Source organism: Phaeodactylibacter sp. (genome assembly GCF_040219495.1).
Classification (GTDB): domain Bacteria; phylum Bacteroidota; class Bacteroidia; order Chitinophagales; family Saprospiraceae; genus Phaeodactylibacter.
Genome location: NZ_JAVJSK010000061.1, coordinates 30,657 through 44,611, shown reverse-complemented (window position 1 = coordinate 44,611; position 13,955 = coordinate 30,657). Strand labels below are relative to the sequence as shown.

General features: G+C 52.6%; 11 protein-coding genes and 1 other RNA gene. 7 read left to right on the top strand and 5 right to left on the bottom strand.

From position 1 onward, the window contains the following. Window positions 1-80 precede the first annotated feature (80 nt). Together ggt and RIC19_RS09120 are read right to left on the bottom strand one after the other, a co-directional pair. Window positions 81-1,790 carry a gamma-glutamyltransferase gene (ggt, locus tag RIC19_RS09125; protein ID WP_350177996.1) on the bottom strand — a complete coding sequence of 570 codons (1,710 nt, stop codon included), beginning with the start codon at window positions 1,788-1,790 and terminating at the stop codon, window positions 81-83. 407 nt (window positions 1,791-2,197) lie between these two features. After that, window positions 2,198-3,001: a phosphopeptide-binding protein gene (locus tag RIC19_RS09120; RefSeq protein ID WP_350177995.1), complete on the bottom strand. Its 804-nt coding sequence runs from the start codon at window positions 2,999-3,001 to the stop codon at window positions 2,198-2,200. 147 nt (window positions 3,002-3,148) lie between these two features. Here RIC19_RS09120 and RIC19_RS09115 point away from each other — a divergent pair, with 147 nt between their 5' ends. From RIC19_RS09115 to RIC19_RS09105, 3 genes are read left to right on the top strand one after another with little or no spacing between them, the layout of a single operon-like run. Then, window positions 3,149-5,269: a heavy metal translocating P-type ATPase gene (locus tag RIC19_RS09115; RefSeq protein WP_350177994.1), complete on the top strand. Its 2,121-nt coding sequence runs from the start codon at window positions 3,149-3,151 to the stop codon at window positions 5,267-5,269. A gap of 55 nt (window positions 5,270-5,324) precedes the next feature. Further along, a complete protein-coding gene (locus RIC19_RS09110; RefSeq protein ID WP_350177993.1) occupies window positions 5,325-6,257 on the top strand; it encodes a DUF4249 domain-containing protein in 933 nt (310 codons plus the stop codon). Window positions 6,258-6,286: 29 nt separating this feature from the next. Continuing rightward, window positions 6,287-6,985 carry an NAD(P)H-binding protein gene (locus RIC19_RS09105; protein WP_350177992.1) on the top strand — a complete coding sequence of 233 codons (699 nt, stop codon included), beginning with the start codon at window positions 6,287-6,289 and terminating at the stop codon, window positions 6,983-6,985. A 29-nt stretch (window positions 6,986-7,014) separates the two neighbouring features. Here the strand turns inward: RIC19_RS09105 and RIC19_RS09100 are convergent, their stop codons facing one another. Continuing rightward, window positions 7,015-8,982, bottom strand: coding sequence for a right-handed parallel beta-helix repeat-containing protein (locus tag RIC19_RS09100; RefSeq protein ID WP_350177991.1), 1,968 nt, complete (start codon window positions 8,980-8,982; stop codon window positions 7,015-7,017). Between the two features lie 201 nt (window positions 8,983-9,183). Here RIC19_RS09100 and gldC point away from each other — a divergent pair, with 201 nt between their 5' ends. From gldC to fsa, 3 genes are all read left to right on the top strand, one after another. Beyond that, window positions 9,184-9,546, top strand: coding sequence for a gliding motility protein GldC (gldC, locus tag RIC19_RS09095; protein ID WP_350177990.1), 363 nt, complete (start codon window positions 9,184-9,186; stop codon window positions 9,544-9,546). Window positions 9,547-9,606: 60 nt separating this feature from the next. Then, an RNA gene (ffs, locus tag RIC19_RS09090) (signal recognition particle sRNA small type) lies at window positions 9,607-9,701 on the top strand. Between the two features lie 154 nt (window positions 9,702-9,855). Then, window positions 9,856-10,512, top strand: a complete 657-nt coding sequence (fsa, locus tag RIC19_RS09085; RefSeq protein WP_350177989.1) for a fructose-6-phosphate aldolase — start codon at window positions 9,856-9,858, stop codon at window positions 10,510-10,512. 276 nt (window positions 10,513-10,788) lie between these two features. On the opposite strand, the gene RIC19_RS09080 is transcribed toward fsa, so the two are convergent. Then, complete coding sequence (locus RIC19_RS09080; RefSeq protein ID WP_350178012.1) at window positions 10,789-11,655, bottom strand: nucleoside phosphorylase; 867 nt, start codon at window positions 11,653-11,655, stop codon at window positions 10,789-10,791. Between the two features lie 22 nt (window positions 11,656-11,677). On the opposite strand from RIC19_RS09080, the gene RIC19_RS09075 reads away from it, so the two are divergent. Next, on the top strand, window positions 11,678-12,037 hold the full coding sequence (locus RIC19_RS09075; RefSeq protein ID WP_350177988.1) for an arsenate reductase family protein: 360 nt from the start codon (window positions 11,678-11,680) through the stop codon (window positions 12,035-12,037). Here the strand turns inward: RIC19_RS09075 and RIC19_RS09070 are convergent. Further along, window positions 12,027-13,913 (bottom strand): ATP-binding protein, encoded by a 1,887-nt coding sequence (locus tag RIC19_RS09070; protein WP_350177987.1) that lies wholly within the window; start codon window positions 13,911-13,913, stop codon window positions 12,027-12,029. The two genes, RIC19_RS09075 and RIC19_RS09070, sit on opposite strands and share 11 nt — an antisense overlap. Window positions 13,914-13,955 lie beyond the last annotated feature (42 nt).

Genomic DNA, 13,955 nt, shown 5'->3' with positions numbered 1-13,955 from the left:
TTATAAGAGTGAAAAATGCCCAAGCCCTGAATTTAAAGAGGTCTTGGGTATTTTTTTGTTGTTCACACTTTGTACGGGCCTTAATAACCCCGCGCATCATCATCCGGATTTCGGAAATCACCTACGGCATGTAGGGCGCCATCTTTATCCTTTAGTATAGCTTTGATGACCGCCATGCGCTCGATTTCCCGGAAAGAGTGGCCCATAGCTTTGAGCTGTGCCATCGTGCTATCGGGCAGGGCACCGCGCTCCACCAAGATTTCATCAGGCAGCCATTGGTGGTGGAAACGGTCGGCGTTGACGGCTTCCTCCAAAGGCATCCCAAAATCAATCACGTTGAGGATTACCTGGAAAACCGCTGTAATAATGGTAGACCCGCCCGGTGCACCGAGTACCATATAGAGCTGCCCGTCCCGCTCCAAGATGGTAGGCGTCATAGAGCTGAGCATGCGTTTTTGCGGCTCAATGGCATTAGCTTCTGCACCGATGAGCCCAAACTGATTGGGCACACCGGGTTTGGCACTAAAATCGTCCATCTCGTTGTTGAGAAAGAAGCCGCCACCCCTTACCCAGACCTTGGAGCCAAAGTTGGAATTGAGGGTGGTGGTGATGGATACAGCCTGCCCTTCGGCATCTACCACGGAGGTATGCGTGGTTTCAAAGCTTTCCTTTAGCAGTTGGAATTCCCCGGCGATGATGTTTTCGCTGGGGGTCGCCAGATTGGGGTTGAAGTCGGCCATCTGCTGGTCGAGGTAGGCGCGGCTCATGAGGGAATCCATCGGTACATCGTAGAAGTCGGTGTCGCCCAGATGAGCGGCGCGGTCGGCAAAGGCACGGCGTTCGGCTTCAGCCATAAGGTGGACGGCAGCGGCACTGTGGAATGGCTTTTCTTGCAAGTCGAAAGGCTCAACCATATTCAGCATTTGGGAAAGTGCCACCCCACCGCTGGAAGCCGGGGGCATACTGATGACGGTATAGCCCCGGTAATTGGCACGGGTGGGCGTACGCCAGGCGGGCTCGTATTGTTGGAGGTCTTCCAGGGTGAAAATACCGTTGCGCGATTGCGACTCCTGTACCATCGCTTCGGCAACCGGGCCCTGGTAAAAGCCTTTGGCGCCAAGCTGCTGAATCTTGCGGAGGGTACGGGCGAGGACGGGCTGTTTGAGCACGTACCATGCCTCAAAGGTGTCGCGGATGAAGGGGTTAGGCCCTTCGTTATAGGTACGGAAGGCTTCCTGAAAGCGATTGAGGCGCTCAGCTTCAGCAGGGGAGAGGGGGTAGCCTTCTTCTGCCAGGCGGATGGCTGGTTCAAGCAGGGCGCTCCAGTCTTCCAGCGCACTGTACTTTTTAAAAATAGCTTCCATACCCGCAACGGTGCCCGGGATGCCGGCCGCCAGCGCATCGTTGCGGCTCAGTCCTTCAATGACTTGCCCCGTGCTGTCGAGGTACAAGTCACGCCCGGCCGCTAGGGGTGCCCGTTCCCGGTAGTCGAGGGCATCGGTGGTACCATCGGGTTGCCGTAGGACCATAAAGCCGCCCCCGCCCAGGTTGCCCGCCCGGGGGTAAGCCACAGCCATGGCAAACTGTACCGCGATGGCAGCATCTACAGCATTCCCCCCTTTTTTGAGGATATCGATACCGACCTGCGTCGTCAATGGGTGTGGGGAGACTACGGCGGCTTCATTGGACAAGGCGGTTTTTTGCGCCGTGTAGGGAGGGGACTCGGTTTCAGCGCCATTACAGCTCCACAGCAACACTAAAGAAAACAGTAGAAAAAAGTGGTTTTTCATTTTTGGCACGGTTGTTGGTATTGAATAGATGTCTTTGAAAAACGAAACTACATCAAAATACTAAAACACCGGAATATAGGTGCAGAATGCTGCGCCTGCGGTGGGAGAGCCAACTTCGAAAGGGATTATACAGGTGTAGCCCGTATCCGTCATCTTTAGAATGGTAAGGAGAGCAGTGTGGGGCAAGATCACCTGCTACACGGGCTGCACTTTTCCCTTTGGAGTGTCAAGAATGTTTGTTTGTTAGTAGCCAAAGGGCTACTGGTTTACTGGCTTTTGGGTGCTGCCGCACAGTGTGCGAGCAGCACTTTTTGTATTGAGGGGGTAACAAGAAAGGCAGCCCGCGGGTGCGGACTGCCTGTATAGTGATTATTTCGCTTTAGATAGGTGAGCGATGCGCTCTATATTTACTCTGCCGGGTCCTCCTGCAGGGTAAAGGTACGGGTAACCGGATTGAGCGGCGTATCTACTTTATTACCTTCGGCATCAACGAGGGTAAGCGTAATGGTATTCTCGCCCATTGGAAGACCTTCTACATAGTACGGCTGCCAGGTGTCAATCATGTGATCCTCACCGTTGATGGTCGCTTTGACCATGTGGTCTGTACCGAAGCCGGGGACATTGACCGGGTAGAAGTCGAGCATGACCTTTTCGGTTTGTGCTTTACCTGTGTAGGTGCCTTTTGGGCGGCTGTAAAACAGGATAGGCTCTTCAAAATCTTCATCAGCCATGAAGCCATTATCTTTAACGGTGACTTTCTTAGCGACGTGAGCAGCGTTGGTCTTGATGCTCTCGTGGTAGGAGCGCGACAGAAAGGCAAGCATGTAGTGGTCGCCGTCTTCAATTTCGTAGTCAAATGCAGCTTCGTACTTCGCCGCATAAGGCTGATCATCGATGATCAGGTGGATGTGCTGCCCCTTAGCGCTGTTGGCGCACATTTTGGCGTCTGCATCGGGTGTTTGTACACCGAGTTTGTAGGTCTCTCCGCCAACCATAAAGTTGAACTTTCCATCTGCGTAGGTGACCCCTTCAATGGCGGCATCGGGATAAGACTCGGACGGGCTGAAGGGCGTAAGGGTATACTTCATGGCTGGTGCTTCCTCCACAGCGGTGCTATCGGCGGTGGCACCGTCGGTACCCGTGGCATCTCCACCGCTTTGGCAGCTGGTAAAAAACAAAGCAAGTACAAATAACAGGCTTAGCGTTCTCATTATTAATCTGATTTTGGATTGATGTGTTTAATAGTACGAAGGTAGTTGTTCCGAACGAAACAACTACGTCCCACCTTTAACAAAGGTAAAACAGCGGGCAAGGTTCAGCAACCTTACTGGTATTCAGACAGAAAAGCGACCATCACTATGGCTAATGATAGAGTAGAACTCAAAGTAGAGGGCATGACGTGCAATAATTGCGCAGCCAGCCTTAATAAATTTCTGGAGCGTAAAGGGCTGGAGGACGTTTATGTGAATTTTCAGACCAAAGAGGTGCGCTACCGGGAAACGGCGGGGGGCATTGACCAGGAAAAAGTCCGGCAGGGCATTCACAAGCTGGGCTTTTCGGTGGTGGATGAGGACAGCAACGCGAAGAGCCACTGGTGGACGCTGGAGCGTAAGCTGCTGATCAGTGCCATTTTCGCATTCCCTCTGCTGATGTACCACTTCTTCATGATGGCAGGTGTGGAGATTGCAATTATGGAGAACTACTGGTTTCAGATGGTACTTTGCCTGCCGCCCTTTGTGATTGGGTTTTTGCACTTTGGGCGTTCGGCACTGGGCTCGCTTAAAGGAGGGGTGCCGAATATGGATGTACTGATCTTTGTGGGCAGTACCGCGGCTTTTGTCTACAGCCTGGTGGGCACGCTGCTTTGGGAAGCCAACTACATCTTTTACGAAACGAGTGCGACGATTGTCACTCTGGTACTGGTGGGCAACTGGCTGGAGAAACGGGCGGTGGAACAGACCACAACGGCCATTGGTGAGTTGACGAAACTGCAGGTGGAAACCGCCCGGAAGGTGATGCCTTCGGGCACGGTGGTAACCCTGAAGCGGGAGGAGGTACAAGTAGGGGATATGCTACTGGTCAATGAGGGTGATAAGGTGCCACTTGATGGCCAAATACTGGAAGGCGAAGCTGCTGTCGATGAGTCTATGCTGACCGGCGAGTCTCTGGCGGTGAATAAGTCGGCTGGCGACCGGGTCATCGGTGCATCAGTCGTGGTTGGGGGTTCTTTGAAAGTCAAGGTCACAGCTGCCGGCCGGGATACCGTACTGAGCCAAATGATAGAGCTGGTCAAAACAGCACAGCAAGACAAGCCGGACATTCAGCGGCTGGCAGATAAAATCAGTGCCATCTTTGTGCCTGTGGTGCTCAGTATCGCGTTGCTGGCGCTGTTGCTGGGGCATTTTGCTTTCGGACTGCCGTTCGGTCAGGCACTGATGAATGCTATTGCTGTACTGGTGATTTCCTGTCCCTGTGCGATGGGGCTGGCCACACCAACGGCGGTCATGGTGGGCGTGGGCCGGCTGGCCAAAAATGGTATTCTGGTCAAAGGTGGGCAAACCCTGGAGGTTTTCTCTAAGGTGCAGAAGGTCGTGTTTGACAAGACAGGCACACTGACGACTGGCGATTTCCGCATTAAGCACATCGAGTACCATCAGCCGGATGAAGCCCGGGCAAATGCCTTGATTTACAAATTGGAGCAGCATTCTTCCCACCCGATCGCACAATCGTTACTGCGGGAGATGGAAAGCCGGGTCAATGGCGTGGTGGTGGAACTACAGGAGGTGGAAGAGCTGAAGGGGCGGGGGCTGCAAGCACGGGATGCGCATGGGCACATCATCCGCCTGGGCTCAGAGCGGATGCTGCCCAAGACGGTGGCGGGCAAAGCAGGAGCGCTCTACCTGGTTGAGAATGATACGCTACTGGCTACCATAGAACTGTCGGATGAGATCAAGCCCGATGCCGCTGAGACGGTAGCTTATCTGAAAGCACAGGGGAAGTCGGCAGTATTGCTGAGTGGTGATCAGGAAGCCAAAGTGGCGGAAGTTGCCCGGGAGCTGGGCATCGGGGAGTACTACGCGGGCCAATTGCCCGAACAAAAGCTCGAGCGCATTACAGCCCTGTCTGAGCAGGCTCCAACGGCTATGGTGGGCGATGGTATCAACGATGCACCTGCTTTGGCGAAGGCGACCGTTGGCGTCTCGCTGAGCAATGCCTCACAGGTGGCCATTCAGTCGGCGCAGATCATTTTGCTCAACGGCAAGCTATCCTATTTGCGCAAGGCGTTTGGGATTTCAGAGCATACGGTGCTGACGATCAAGCAAAACCTGTTTTGGGCGTTCGCGTACAATATTGTAGCGATCCCTATTGCGGCTATGGGCTTCCTCAACCCGATGTGGGGCGCGCTATTCATGGCGTTTTCTGATGTGGTGGTGATTGGTAATTCTATCCGCCTGCGGTATAAGCGGATTAAGACCTAGCACCACGCTAAACTTACTGCAATACGCATTGTTTTGCCTGCAGAAACCGATCTACATGAACCGTATTTTTCTTATTGTTTTAGGGCTAAGCCTGTTTGCGCTGAGTTGTGAGCAGGAATTTGTGCCCGCTTCCGCTGACCTGCCACCGGAAATCGTGGTGGAAGGCTACATCGAAGCCGGCGCTGAGCCACGCCCGCCCTTTGTTATTCTGACTCGTTCTACCTCTTTCTTCTCAGAATTCAGTGCTGAAGATTTCAACGAGAACTTTGTCAGTGGTGCCGATGTACGCATCACCGACGGGCAGGATACTGTACAGCTGGAAGAAGTCTGTCTCGACGAGCTGTCGCCACTGGAAAGGCAGCTGGCTGCAGAGGCTTTCGGGCTGGCAGTAGATAGCCTGGGGTTCAATTTCTGTGTGTATATAGATATGAGTTTTTCTATGATCGGTGAAGAAGGCAAGGCCTACACCCTGCTTGTAGAGGCAGAGGGGCAGCAGGTTCGTGCGGTGACCCGCATACCAGAACATGTACCGATTGATTCTCTGCGCTTTCAGAAGCCGCCCGGAGAGCCAATTGATACCCTGGCGCAGTTGCTGGGATACTTGCAGGACCCGGCAGGAGTGCCCAATTTCTACCGCTATCAGGTAGGGGTGAACGGAGGCCCGGTCGTCAGTCCGGGCGCCTCTGTATCTGATGACCGCCTGTTTGATGGGGAAGCCGTGGAGTTCCCGCTGCTGAAACCGATACCCCGGGGCAGTGTGGAGATTGACCTGGAAACCTTTGGGCTTTACACTGTAGGCGACACCATCACGGTGAAGTGGATGGCTCTGGACAAAGCCCACTTCGATTTTTGGAATACAGTGGAATTCAATACGGCCAATCAGGGTCCATTTTCCAGCTACACCCTGATTGAGTCCAATGTGGAAGGTGGGCTGGGTATCTGGGGTGGTATTTCAGCTTCTTACTATACCTTGCCCGTAGCGCGCTAGAACCAGAAAAGTTGTTACTTTTGCCAGGTATGGAAATCAGTAAACATCAAAAGACCGCCCTGGTATTCGGGGGCTCCGGACTGGTTGGGGGTTTCGTGCTCCGTCAACTTCTGGCCCATCCGTCTTACAAGCGGGTCATTAGCTTCGGCCGGCGCAAGCTGGATGTGGAAGGCGAAGGGCTGGAGCAGCACATTATCAATTTCGACGAAGCAGCCGAATATCAGCACCTGATGCAGGGACAGGATGTGTTTTCCTGCCTGGGCACCACGATGGCCAAAGCGGGCAGCAAAGCAGCTTTCTATAAAGTGGACTATACCTATGCCTACGAAACAGCAAAAGCGGCGGCCGAGGCTGGTGCGAACCAACTTCTGCTGGTTTCTTCCGTTGGTGCTGACCCCGACTCCTTGTTTTTTTATTCCCGTGTCAAAGGGGAACTGGAAGCGGCCATTCGGGAGCTGCCCTTTTGGGGCATTCACATCTTCGAGCCTTCCTTACTACTGGGCCCGAGGCAAGAGCAACGCCTGGGCGAGCAGTTGGCGGTCCGCCTGACGCGTGGTATCGCACCCTTTTTCCGTGGGAATGTGATGGGCAAATACCGGCCCGTTGAAGCGGAGGATGTGGCAAAAGCGATGATTGCTGTTGCTCAGGGATTGCAACCGGGGCAGATTATTTACGATTCTGAAGCTATTCACGAATTAGCCAATGCGGGCACAAGACTGTTGAGATAGAACCCATTGTGCTATTCTTGTTTTGACCACTAATTTCGGGGGCCATAGTGGGGCGCGGGCCGATTGCCTTCCAGTGCGCCCATATCGGGAGCTTCTCCCATGAAATCATCATTCACATTAGGGATACGCACCCCTGCGTCAATGGCTTTGCTACCAGGGCGGAGGTGAAAATCCATACCTTCCGGGTACCAAATAGGGAAGGCTTCTGCATCGGGGTCCGGGTTAGCGGCCTGCCATGCTTTGAAATTCGGGACCGGCACCTTTACAAAATCTGAAAAGTCTACAGTAATGCCGTGTTGTTCCTGCCCGGTGGCGGCAGCGAGGTCTTCCAGCGTTTGGAAGGTCGATGCCTCATGGCTGAGTACGTAGTCCCGGAGCACACCGGGTTTTGGGGCATGCCAGGAAATGGGGGCCTCCTGTCCATCGTGGAAACGGTAGCCATTGTAATCGCTTGTAGTGTAGCTCGTGTAGGTCTTCATGCCCAGCGTAGGCTGTGGCGCGTCATCAGGCTGCAGGAACAGGTTGTTGCGGAATTGAGCATTGTTCATGCCTTTCCAGCTGCGCCCGGAGTAGGTCGTAAAAACATTATGGTAGGCGAAAATAGCGCCGGGGCGGGTCTCCCAATACTTGAGAGCAGGCTTTTCCGGAATGTTGTAACCGATATTTCGGATCCAGTATACGGGGCCGCCCAAGACAGGCTGATTGGTGAAGCCCGATTGAGCGGAGTTGAAGCCCCGGTTGCGAAGAAACCTGAGGTTGTAGGTGCCTCCATCGGCTTCGAAGAAGTTGTCGTTGGTCAGAAAAATATCGTTGTTGTACACGTCGATGGCTACGCTACGCTCATCCTCCTGAAGTTCTGCAGCCCCGTGGGTGCAAATGTCAATGCCATCGAAGAAGTAGGCCACATAGTTGTGGCAGATGACATGCCCCTGCCCGTAGACTTTGACGCCGTAGTAAGAATAAGCTCTTTGTTGCAGTTTGCCGTCAGGCCCTCTTTCCTTGCGCAGCAAGCGGGTGGTATCGACCCGGCCAGTGATGTGGTTGTCTGCCAGGTAAAAATTGCGGCAGCCTCGGTACTGAGCCATGATGCCGATGCCTACATTTTCTATCCGGCAGTTTTTCACCACGAGCCCCTCACAGCCAAGTACATTCTTCTCTCCGGCTAGTATGCCAATGTCGGCATTTCTTATGGTCAGGCCCTCAAGATGGTGGTAGTCGGCTGCCATAAGATCAAACAAACGGTATGCCCCGTCACCATCGAATATGACCTCTCCATCTCCGGCAGCTTTAATAACAATGGGCCGCTCCGGGGTGCCATCGTGGGTCAGGCTGTAGGTACCGTGGAAGGTAAGCGCATGCTCATTACGGTAGTTGTAGCGATCAGCCTTGTAAGTACCAGCATGCAGCAGAATCATATCTCCGGGCTGTACCGGGTCAACGGTCTGATTGTGGTCAGCATAACGCCGAAAGCCATAGTAAGCATGCATCAGGCCTTCGTAGGCAGGCGTTTCCTTTTCGCCTTTCCAGTCCGGAGGGTAGACATGCCGGATGCGGCCATTGGCTTTGGCCTGAGGCTCAGCACGGGTTTTGATGCGTAGGATATGTACGGCCGGCCCAAGCTCCACGCCATCAGGGTCGCTGAGCGTGAGGCGGCATTCGTACTCCGTATCAGGCTCCAAATCAATGATGCTGCCAGCAAAAAGGCGTGGCGTCCTGTAGGTCAGCTCGGCAATACCAGCCATCTCGTCTCCAATCCGGATAAGAGGCATGCCTGTTTTCCAGCCCGGGTCTCCGGCTTTGCGGTATGCAACTTCCACGGAAGCGTTGCGGTTGTCATCTCCACCTATGTACCACTCAAAGCCCAGACAGATCAGGGTAGGGGGCTCTACATACAGACGGCCGGAAGTTACCGCGTTTTGTGCCGACACACAGTAGGGGAGAATAATGCAGCAGTAAAGGGGCAGAACAATCCGTTTGAGAACATTGATTTGGGACATAGTCAGGTCTTTTTTACCAAAATAGCCGGTAGGGGATACAGGATACTACAGTACTGATCAAAAAACAACATCAAAGGTGCGAACCAGGCAGGTGGCAGGCACGTCAGTAGAATATCGGGTTGAAATTTAGTAATTTCGGCCCGCTCCGGGCGTACTAAACCAATGCCTGGAAATTGGTCAGCAAAAAAATACCGAAGAATTATGGCAGACGAAGTTAAGAAGTGGTCAGAAATAAAAATCAATGTAGGGCTGGATGCTGAAAACATGCCCATCGATATACAATGGGCATCGGTAGACGGACCTGACGGGCCGGAGCTGCAGTCCGCAAAAGCCTTTCTGTTATCTATTTTTGACCGGGAGACGAAGGATACTCTTCGGATCGATTTGTGGACCAAGCAGATGCAGGTGGTCGAAATGGACCGCTTCATGTTCCAAACCCTGAGGGCACTGGCGGATACCTACTACAAAGCCACGCAGAATGCCGAGTTAGCTGCTGATATGCAACGCTTTGTACAGTACTTTGGGGAAAAGACGGAGATTCTTCCCAAGGAGAATAAAAAATAATTGGGCAGCCGGGCGGTTGAGTCTTGGAATTTTCAACTGAAGCCCTTACCTTTGCCGTCCGGCGAGCGCACACGACTAGCTCCCGCTGAACTCCCCCAGGGCGGAAACGCAGCAAGGGTAGGCAGGTTGAGCGGTGCGATGTGTTGCTCGCCTTATTTTTTCCCCTTATCTGACCCTTAGTAGTTTGACGGAAAGAACGGAAAGTTATTTCCTTTTCCTTATTGCCCGCCACTGGTCAAACTATTGCGCTTACCGCAGGTTCTATTTCTGAAAACCTATCTGAAAATACTGTAAAACCAACCCAAGCGTATGAAGTTTTTCATCGATACAGCCAGCCTTGATCAGATTAAGGAAGCTAAAGACTTTGGTATTCTGGACGGTGTAACCACCAACCCCTCTCTTATGGCCAAAGAAGGTATTACCGGGCATGATAATATTTACGCTCATTACCAGAAAATCTGCGAAATTGTGGACGGCGACGTCAGCGCGGAAGTCATTTCCACTGATTTTGAGGGTATCATTAAGGAAGGGGAGGCGCTGTCCCAGCTCGCACCCAATATCGTGGTCAAAGTACCTATGATTAGAGACGGGGTGAAAGCATTGAGCTATTTCCGGGACAACGGTATCCGTACCAACTGCACCTTGGTCTTTTCTGCCGGACAAGCCATACTGGCAGCGAAAGCCGGAGCGACTTACCTGTCGCCATTCATCGGGCGTATTGATGATATCAGCTGGGATGGCATCGGCTTGATTGAGCAAATTGCGGAGATCTATGCGATTCAGGGGTACGAGACGGAAATCCTGGCAGCCTCTATCCGCAACGCTAAGCATATCGTGGATGCTGCCCGTGCCGGTGCTGATGTATTCACCTGCCCGCTTGATGCCGCGATGGGCCTGCTTAAGCACCCGTTGACCGACATTGGCCTGGAGAAATTCCTGGCGGATCATAAAAAAGGCAATGGGTAACCATTACCGAAAGCAAAGCGAACTCCGGAACGGCCTGTGCGGCATTCCGGAGTTTGTATTTTCATACCCTACGTACGGGTTCCATTCGGTTGGCTACTCAGGAAACCAGTCCCTTCTGTGTTTTAGAGCGTATGTGGGACTTTTGTAACCGGCCTGTCCCGCTTCCTGAAACGGGACACTTTCCTGCCTGCCTGCGTGTCGATCACTTCGGTAAGCAGGTCGTCTAACCAAAAAAATATTAGTTTTCGACTAGAAGACAAAAGTCCCAACACGCTCTTACAATTGCTCAAGGACATGCTTAATAAGCTTTTCCACTGAGGCTTTGGGGTCTTTGCTGAATTGCCCGGCAGGCCGGTTAGCCAAAATGACATTAGTGGATAGCGCCCGGTGCCCCAGCATACGGGAAAGCCCGTAAATGGCAGCCGTTTCCATCTCAAAGTTGGTGATAGGGACCTTCCTGAAGGTAAAATGCCCCAGTTGCTCCATCCGCTCAGTATTGAAGCGGGGCTGAAGCCGGAGTTGCCGTCCCTGAGGCCCGTAAAAGCCAGCTGCAGTGAGGGTGATGCCGTGGTACATGCTGGCTCCAATGCTTTCCAAAAGGAGGTTGCTGCCGGCACAAACATAAAAAGGCAGGTCCATTTTCTCCCGTAGAAATGCTTTGAGCTCGTCCTCTAGCTCTGCCTCGGGCAGATTGGGCTGGTATTGGTAAAAAGACAGCATATTATCCAGCCCGATGCCGTAAGCGGAACCCACAAAGCTGTCTACCGGCAGGTCGCTCCGCAATGCGCCGGAGGTGCCAATCCGAATGATGTTCAGTGCAGTATGCTCGGCCGTGGGTGCCCGCGTCCCGAAGTCTATGTTCACCAGGGCGTCGAGCTCATTGATTATAATATCGATATTGTCGGGGCCGATGCCGGTGGAAAGTACCGAGACCTCCCGTTGCCCAATACGGCCCGTATGGCAGACAAATTCCCGCTTTTCTTTTTTGACCCTCACCTCATCAAAGTACTTGGATACCCTGCCTACACGGCCCGGGTCGCCTACCGTGATGATCGTATTGGCAATATCCTCAGGGCGCAGGTTGAGGTGGTAAATACTTCCGTCGGCATTCAGGATGAGTTCGGCATGGGAAATGCGTTGCATCATTTATCTTTGCTAAAAAAAGATGAAGAAAATCTATCACTTGTCAACTTGTAAAACCTGTCAGCGCATCATCAAGGAATTGAATGGCGCAGAGGGCTTTGTCTTGCAAGATATCAAAACGGAGCCAATAACGGAAGCGCAATTGGAGGAGATGTACGAGATGGCGGGCTCCTACGAAGCTTTGTTTACGCGGCGTTCCCGGAAGTACCGTGCTATGAACCTGCACGAGCAAGCCCTTGCAGAGGCAGACTACAAGCGGCTGATACTGGAAGAATATACCTTTCTGAAGCGGCCGGTTGTCATCGTGGACGACGAGATTTTCATTGGCAACAGTAAGAAGGAAGTTGCTGCGGCTGCTGCCAAAGCCGGGATTATCTTGTGAACTGAATGGTGAAAATGGTACCGCCTCCGGGCCGGTCACTGATTTCGAGGGTGGCATCGAGGCTGGTCGCCAGCCGATGAACGATAGCCAGTCCCAACCCTGTACCTTCGTATTGCACGCGGTCGTGCAGGCGGTAAAACATATCGAATACTTTGGGCTTGAACTCATCAGGAATACCAATACCGTTGTCGATGACCATTAGGCGGGGCTTCTCGGTTTTCAGCGCCTGGCGTACAATGATCCTGGGCGATTCGTATTCGTTGTACTTCAGCCCGTTCTCGACCAGGTTTTTTAGGATGATATAGAAGTGGTGGGGCGTCCCTTCAATGAAGGTGAGGTTTTCGCTGTATAGTTTGGCGTTTTTAGCCTCGAGTTGAGGCTGTAGGGCTTCCTGTATCTGCGCCATGATCTCGTTGAGGTCAACTCTCGTCAAAGCAGATTCATCCCTTCCTCCGCGCACTTGTGCATAAGCCAGTACGTCCTGAATCAGGGTATGCATCTGCCGGGCGCTGCGCTTGATATGGCTGAAAAAATCCCTGGCGTCTTCATGATCCACCCAGAGTGCCTTTTTTCGCTCCAGCAGCGTAGTAAAGCTGATGATATTGCGAAGTGGCTCCTTCAAATCGTGCGAAGCAATGTAGGTAAACCTTTCCAGTTCCTGATTGGACTGCTCCAGTTCCTGATTAGCCTTTTGCAGTTCCTGGGTTTGCAGTTCCACCTGTAGCTCCAGTTGCTGGCTGAAACGGCGGCGCTGCCACAGTAAAAACAGGCTGGTAAAAAGCAGGAGCACCAGTATAAAAACAGCCAGCAGCGCCAGGCGCCGTTGATTGACGACCTTTTGCTCAGCCTGTTCTTTTTCCAGCGCAAGGATTTCATGGGCACGGTTTTTCTGAGCGACTTCGTAGTTGACTTCCAACCGGGTAAGCTCCTGGTGTTTGAGGGTGTTGGACAGGCTGTCTTTAAAGAAAAAGACAGAGTCCTGCTCTGCCAGGGCCTGCCGGTACTGGCCGGTTTCCCGGTAATACCTGCCCTTTAGTTCGTGCAGGAGCAATTGGTCAGCCAGTGCCATCGCATTATCAGCTGGAATGCGTTTAAGTGTTGTCCAGGCTTTGGAGTATAATTTATTGTCCAGATACAAGTCACCAAGTTCCAGCATGGCGTAGTAGGCACCAAGTGGATAGTTGTTTTCACCACAGAGGCTAATGACCTGTTGCAATACGCTTTCACTATGTTCAGTACGTTTGGCGTCGCGGTGGATAATCGCGATATTGATGAGCGTATGCACTTCGGTAGTCAGGTCTTTATATTCCCGGCTTATATCGAGAGTTTTATTGAAGAGCAGCAGCGCGGAATCCAATTGCGTGGTATCCTTCATCTTGATCATGCCTTCTGTGAAGTAGGCTTCCAGGATAACCAGCGGGTCATCAGACACTTGTGCTTCCGCTATGGCTTGTGCCATGTATTTCTCCGAAGCCGCTTCGTCTCCACTGTTGTAATAGAGTAAGGCGATATTGTTGAGGGTATAAACCCGCCCCAGCGTATCATCCGTGGTATAATCCAGTGATTTATGAAACCGGCTGAGTGCTTGCTGGGCATCGCCAGCATCCATATCTACCAGCGCGAGGTTGTTGTAGGCGTTGGCAAGGTTCGTACTATCATTGATCGCAAGAGCCAGGTTTAAGGCCTGTTCGGTCTTTCGGATGGATTCAGCAAGATTGCCCTGAGCGGAAGCTACGGACCCCTGCAGGATGTATGCTCTTGCAATGACCGGGGTATCTTTATGTGCGGTGCCCTCCGCTTCTGCTAACCGGGCATAGTGGTAAGCCGAATCAAACTGATACACACTGTAAGCATAGCTGATATCATTGAGTAGCACCCCGCGTTTTAGGGGAGGAGAATCCGCAAACAATAAGCTTTT

What these genes read in the sequence shown, in the direction of transcription:
- ggt (WP_350177996.1), bottom strand. Translation starts at nt 1,790, where the DNA reads ATGAAAAACCACTTTTTTCTACTGTTTTCTTTAGTGTTGCTGTGGAGC.
- RIC19_RS09120 (WP_350177995.1), bottom strand. Translation starts at nt 3,001, where the DNA reads ATGAGAACGCTAAGCCTGTTATTTGTACTTGCTTTGTTTTTTACCAGC.
- RIC19_RS09115 (WP_350177994.1), top strand. Translation starts at nt 3,149, where the DNA reads ATGGCTAATGATAGAGTAGAACTCAAAGTAGAGGGCATGACGTGCAAT.
- RIC19_RS09110 (WP_350177993.1), top strand. Translation starts at nt 5,325, where the DNA reads ATGAACCGTATTTTTCTTATTGTTTTAGGGCTAAGCCTGTTTGCGCTG.
- RIC19_RS09105 (WP_350177992.1), top strand. Translation starts at nt 6,287, where the DNA reads ATGGAAATCAGTAAACATCAAAAGACCGCCCTGGTATTCGGGGGCTCC.
- RIC19_RS09100 (WP_350177991.1), bottom strand. Translation starts at nt 8,982, where the DNA reads ATGTCCCAAATCAATGTTCTCAAACGGATTGTTCTGCCCCTTTACTGC.
- gldC (WP_350177990.1), top strand. Translation starts at nt 9,184, where the DNA reads ATGGCAGACGAAGTTAAGAAGTGGTCAGAAATAAAAATCAATGTAGGG.
- fsa (WP_350177989.1), top strand. Translation starts at nt 9,856, where the DNA reads ATGAAGTTTTTCATCGATACAGCCAGCCTTGATCAGATTAAGGAAGCT.
- RIC19_RS09080 (WP_350178012.1), bottom strand. Translation starts at nt 11,655, where the DNA reads ATGCAACGCATTTCCCATGCCGAACTCATCCTGAATGCCGACGGAAGT.
- RIC19_RS09075 (WP_350177988.1), top strand. Translation starts at nt 11,678, where the DNA reads ATGAAGAAAATCTATCACTTGTCAACTTGTAAAACCTGTCAGCGCATC.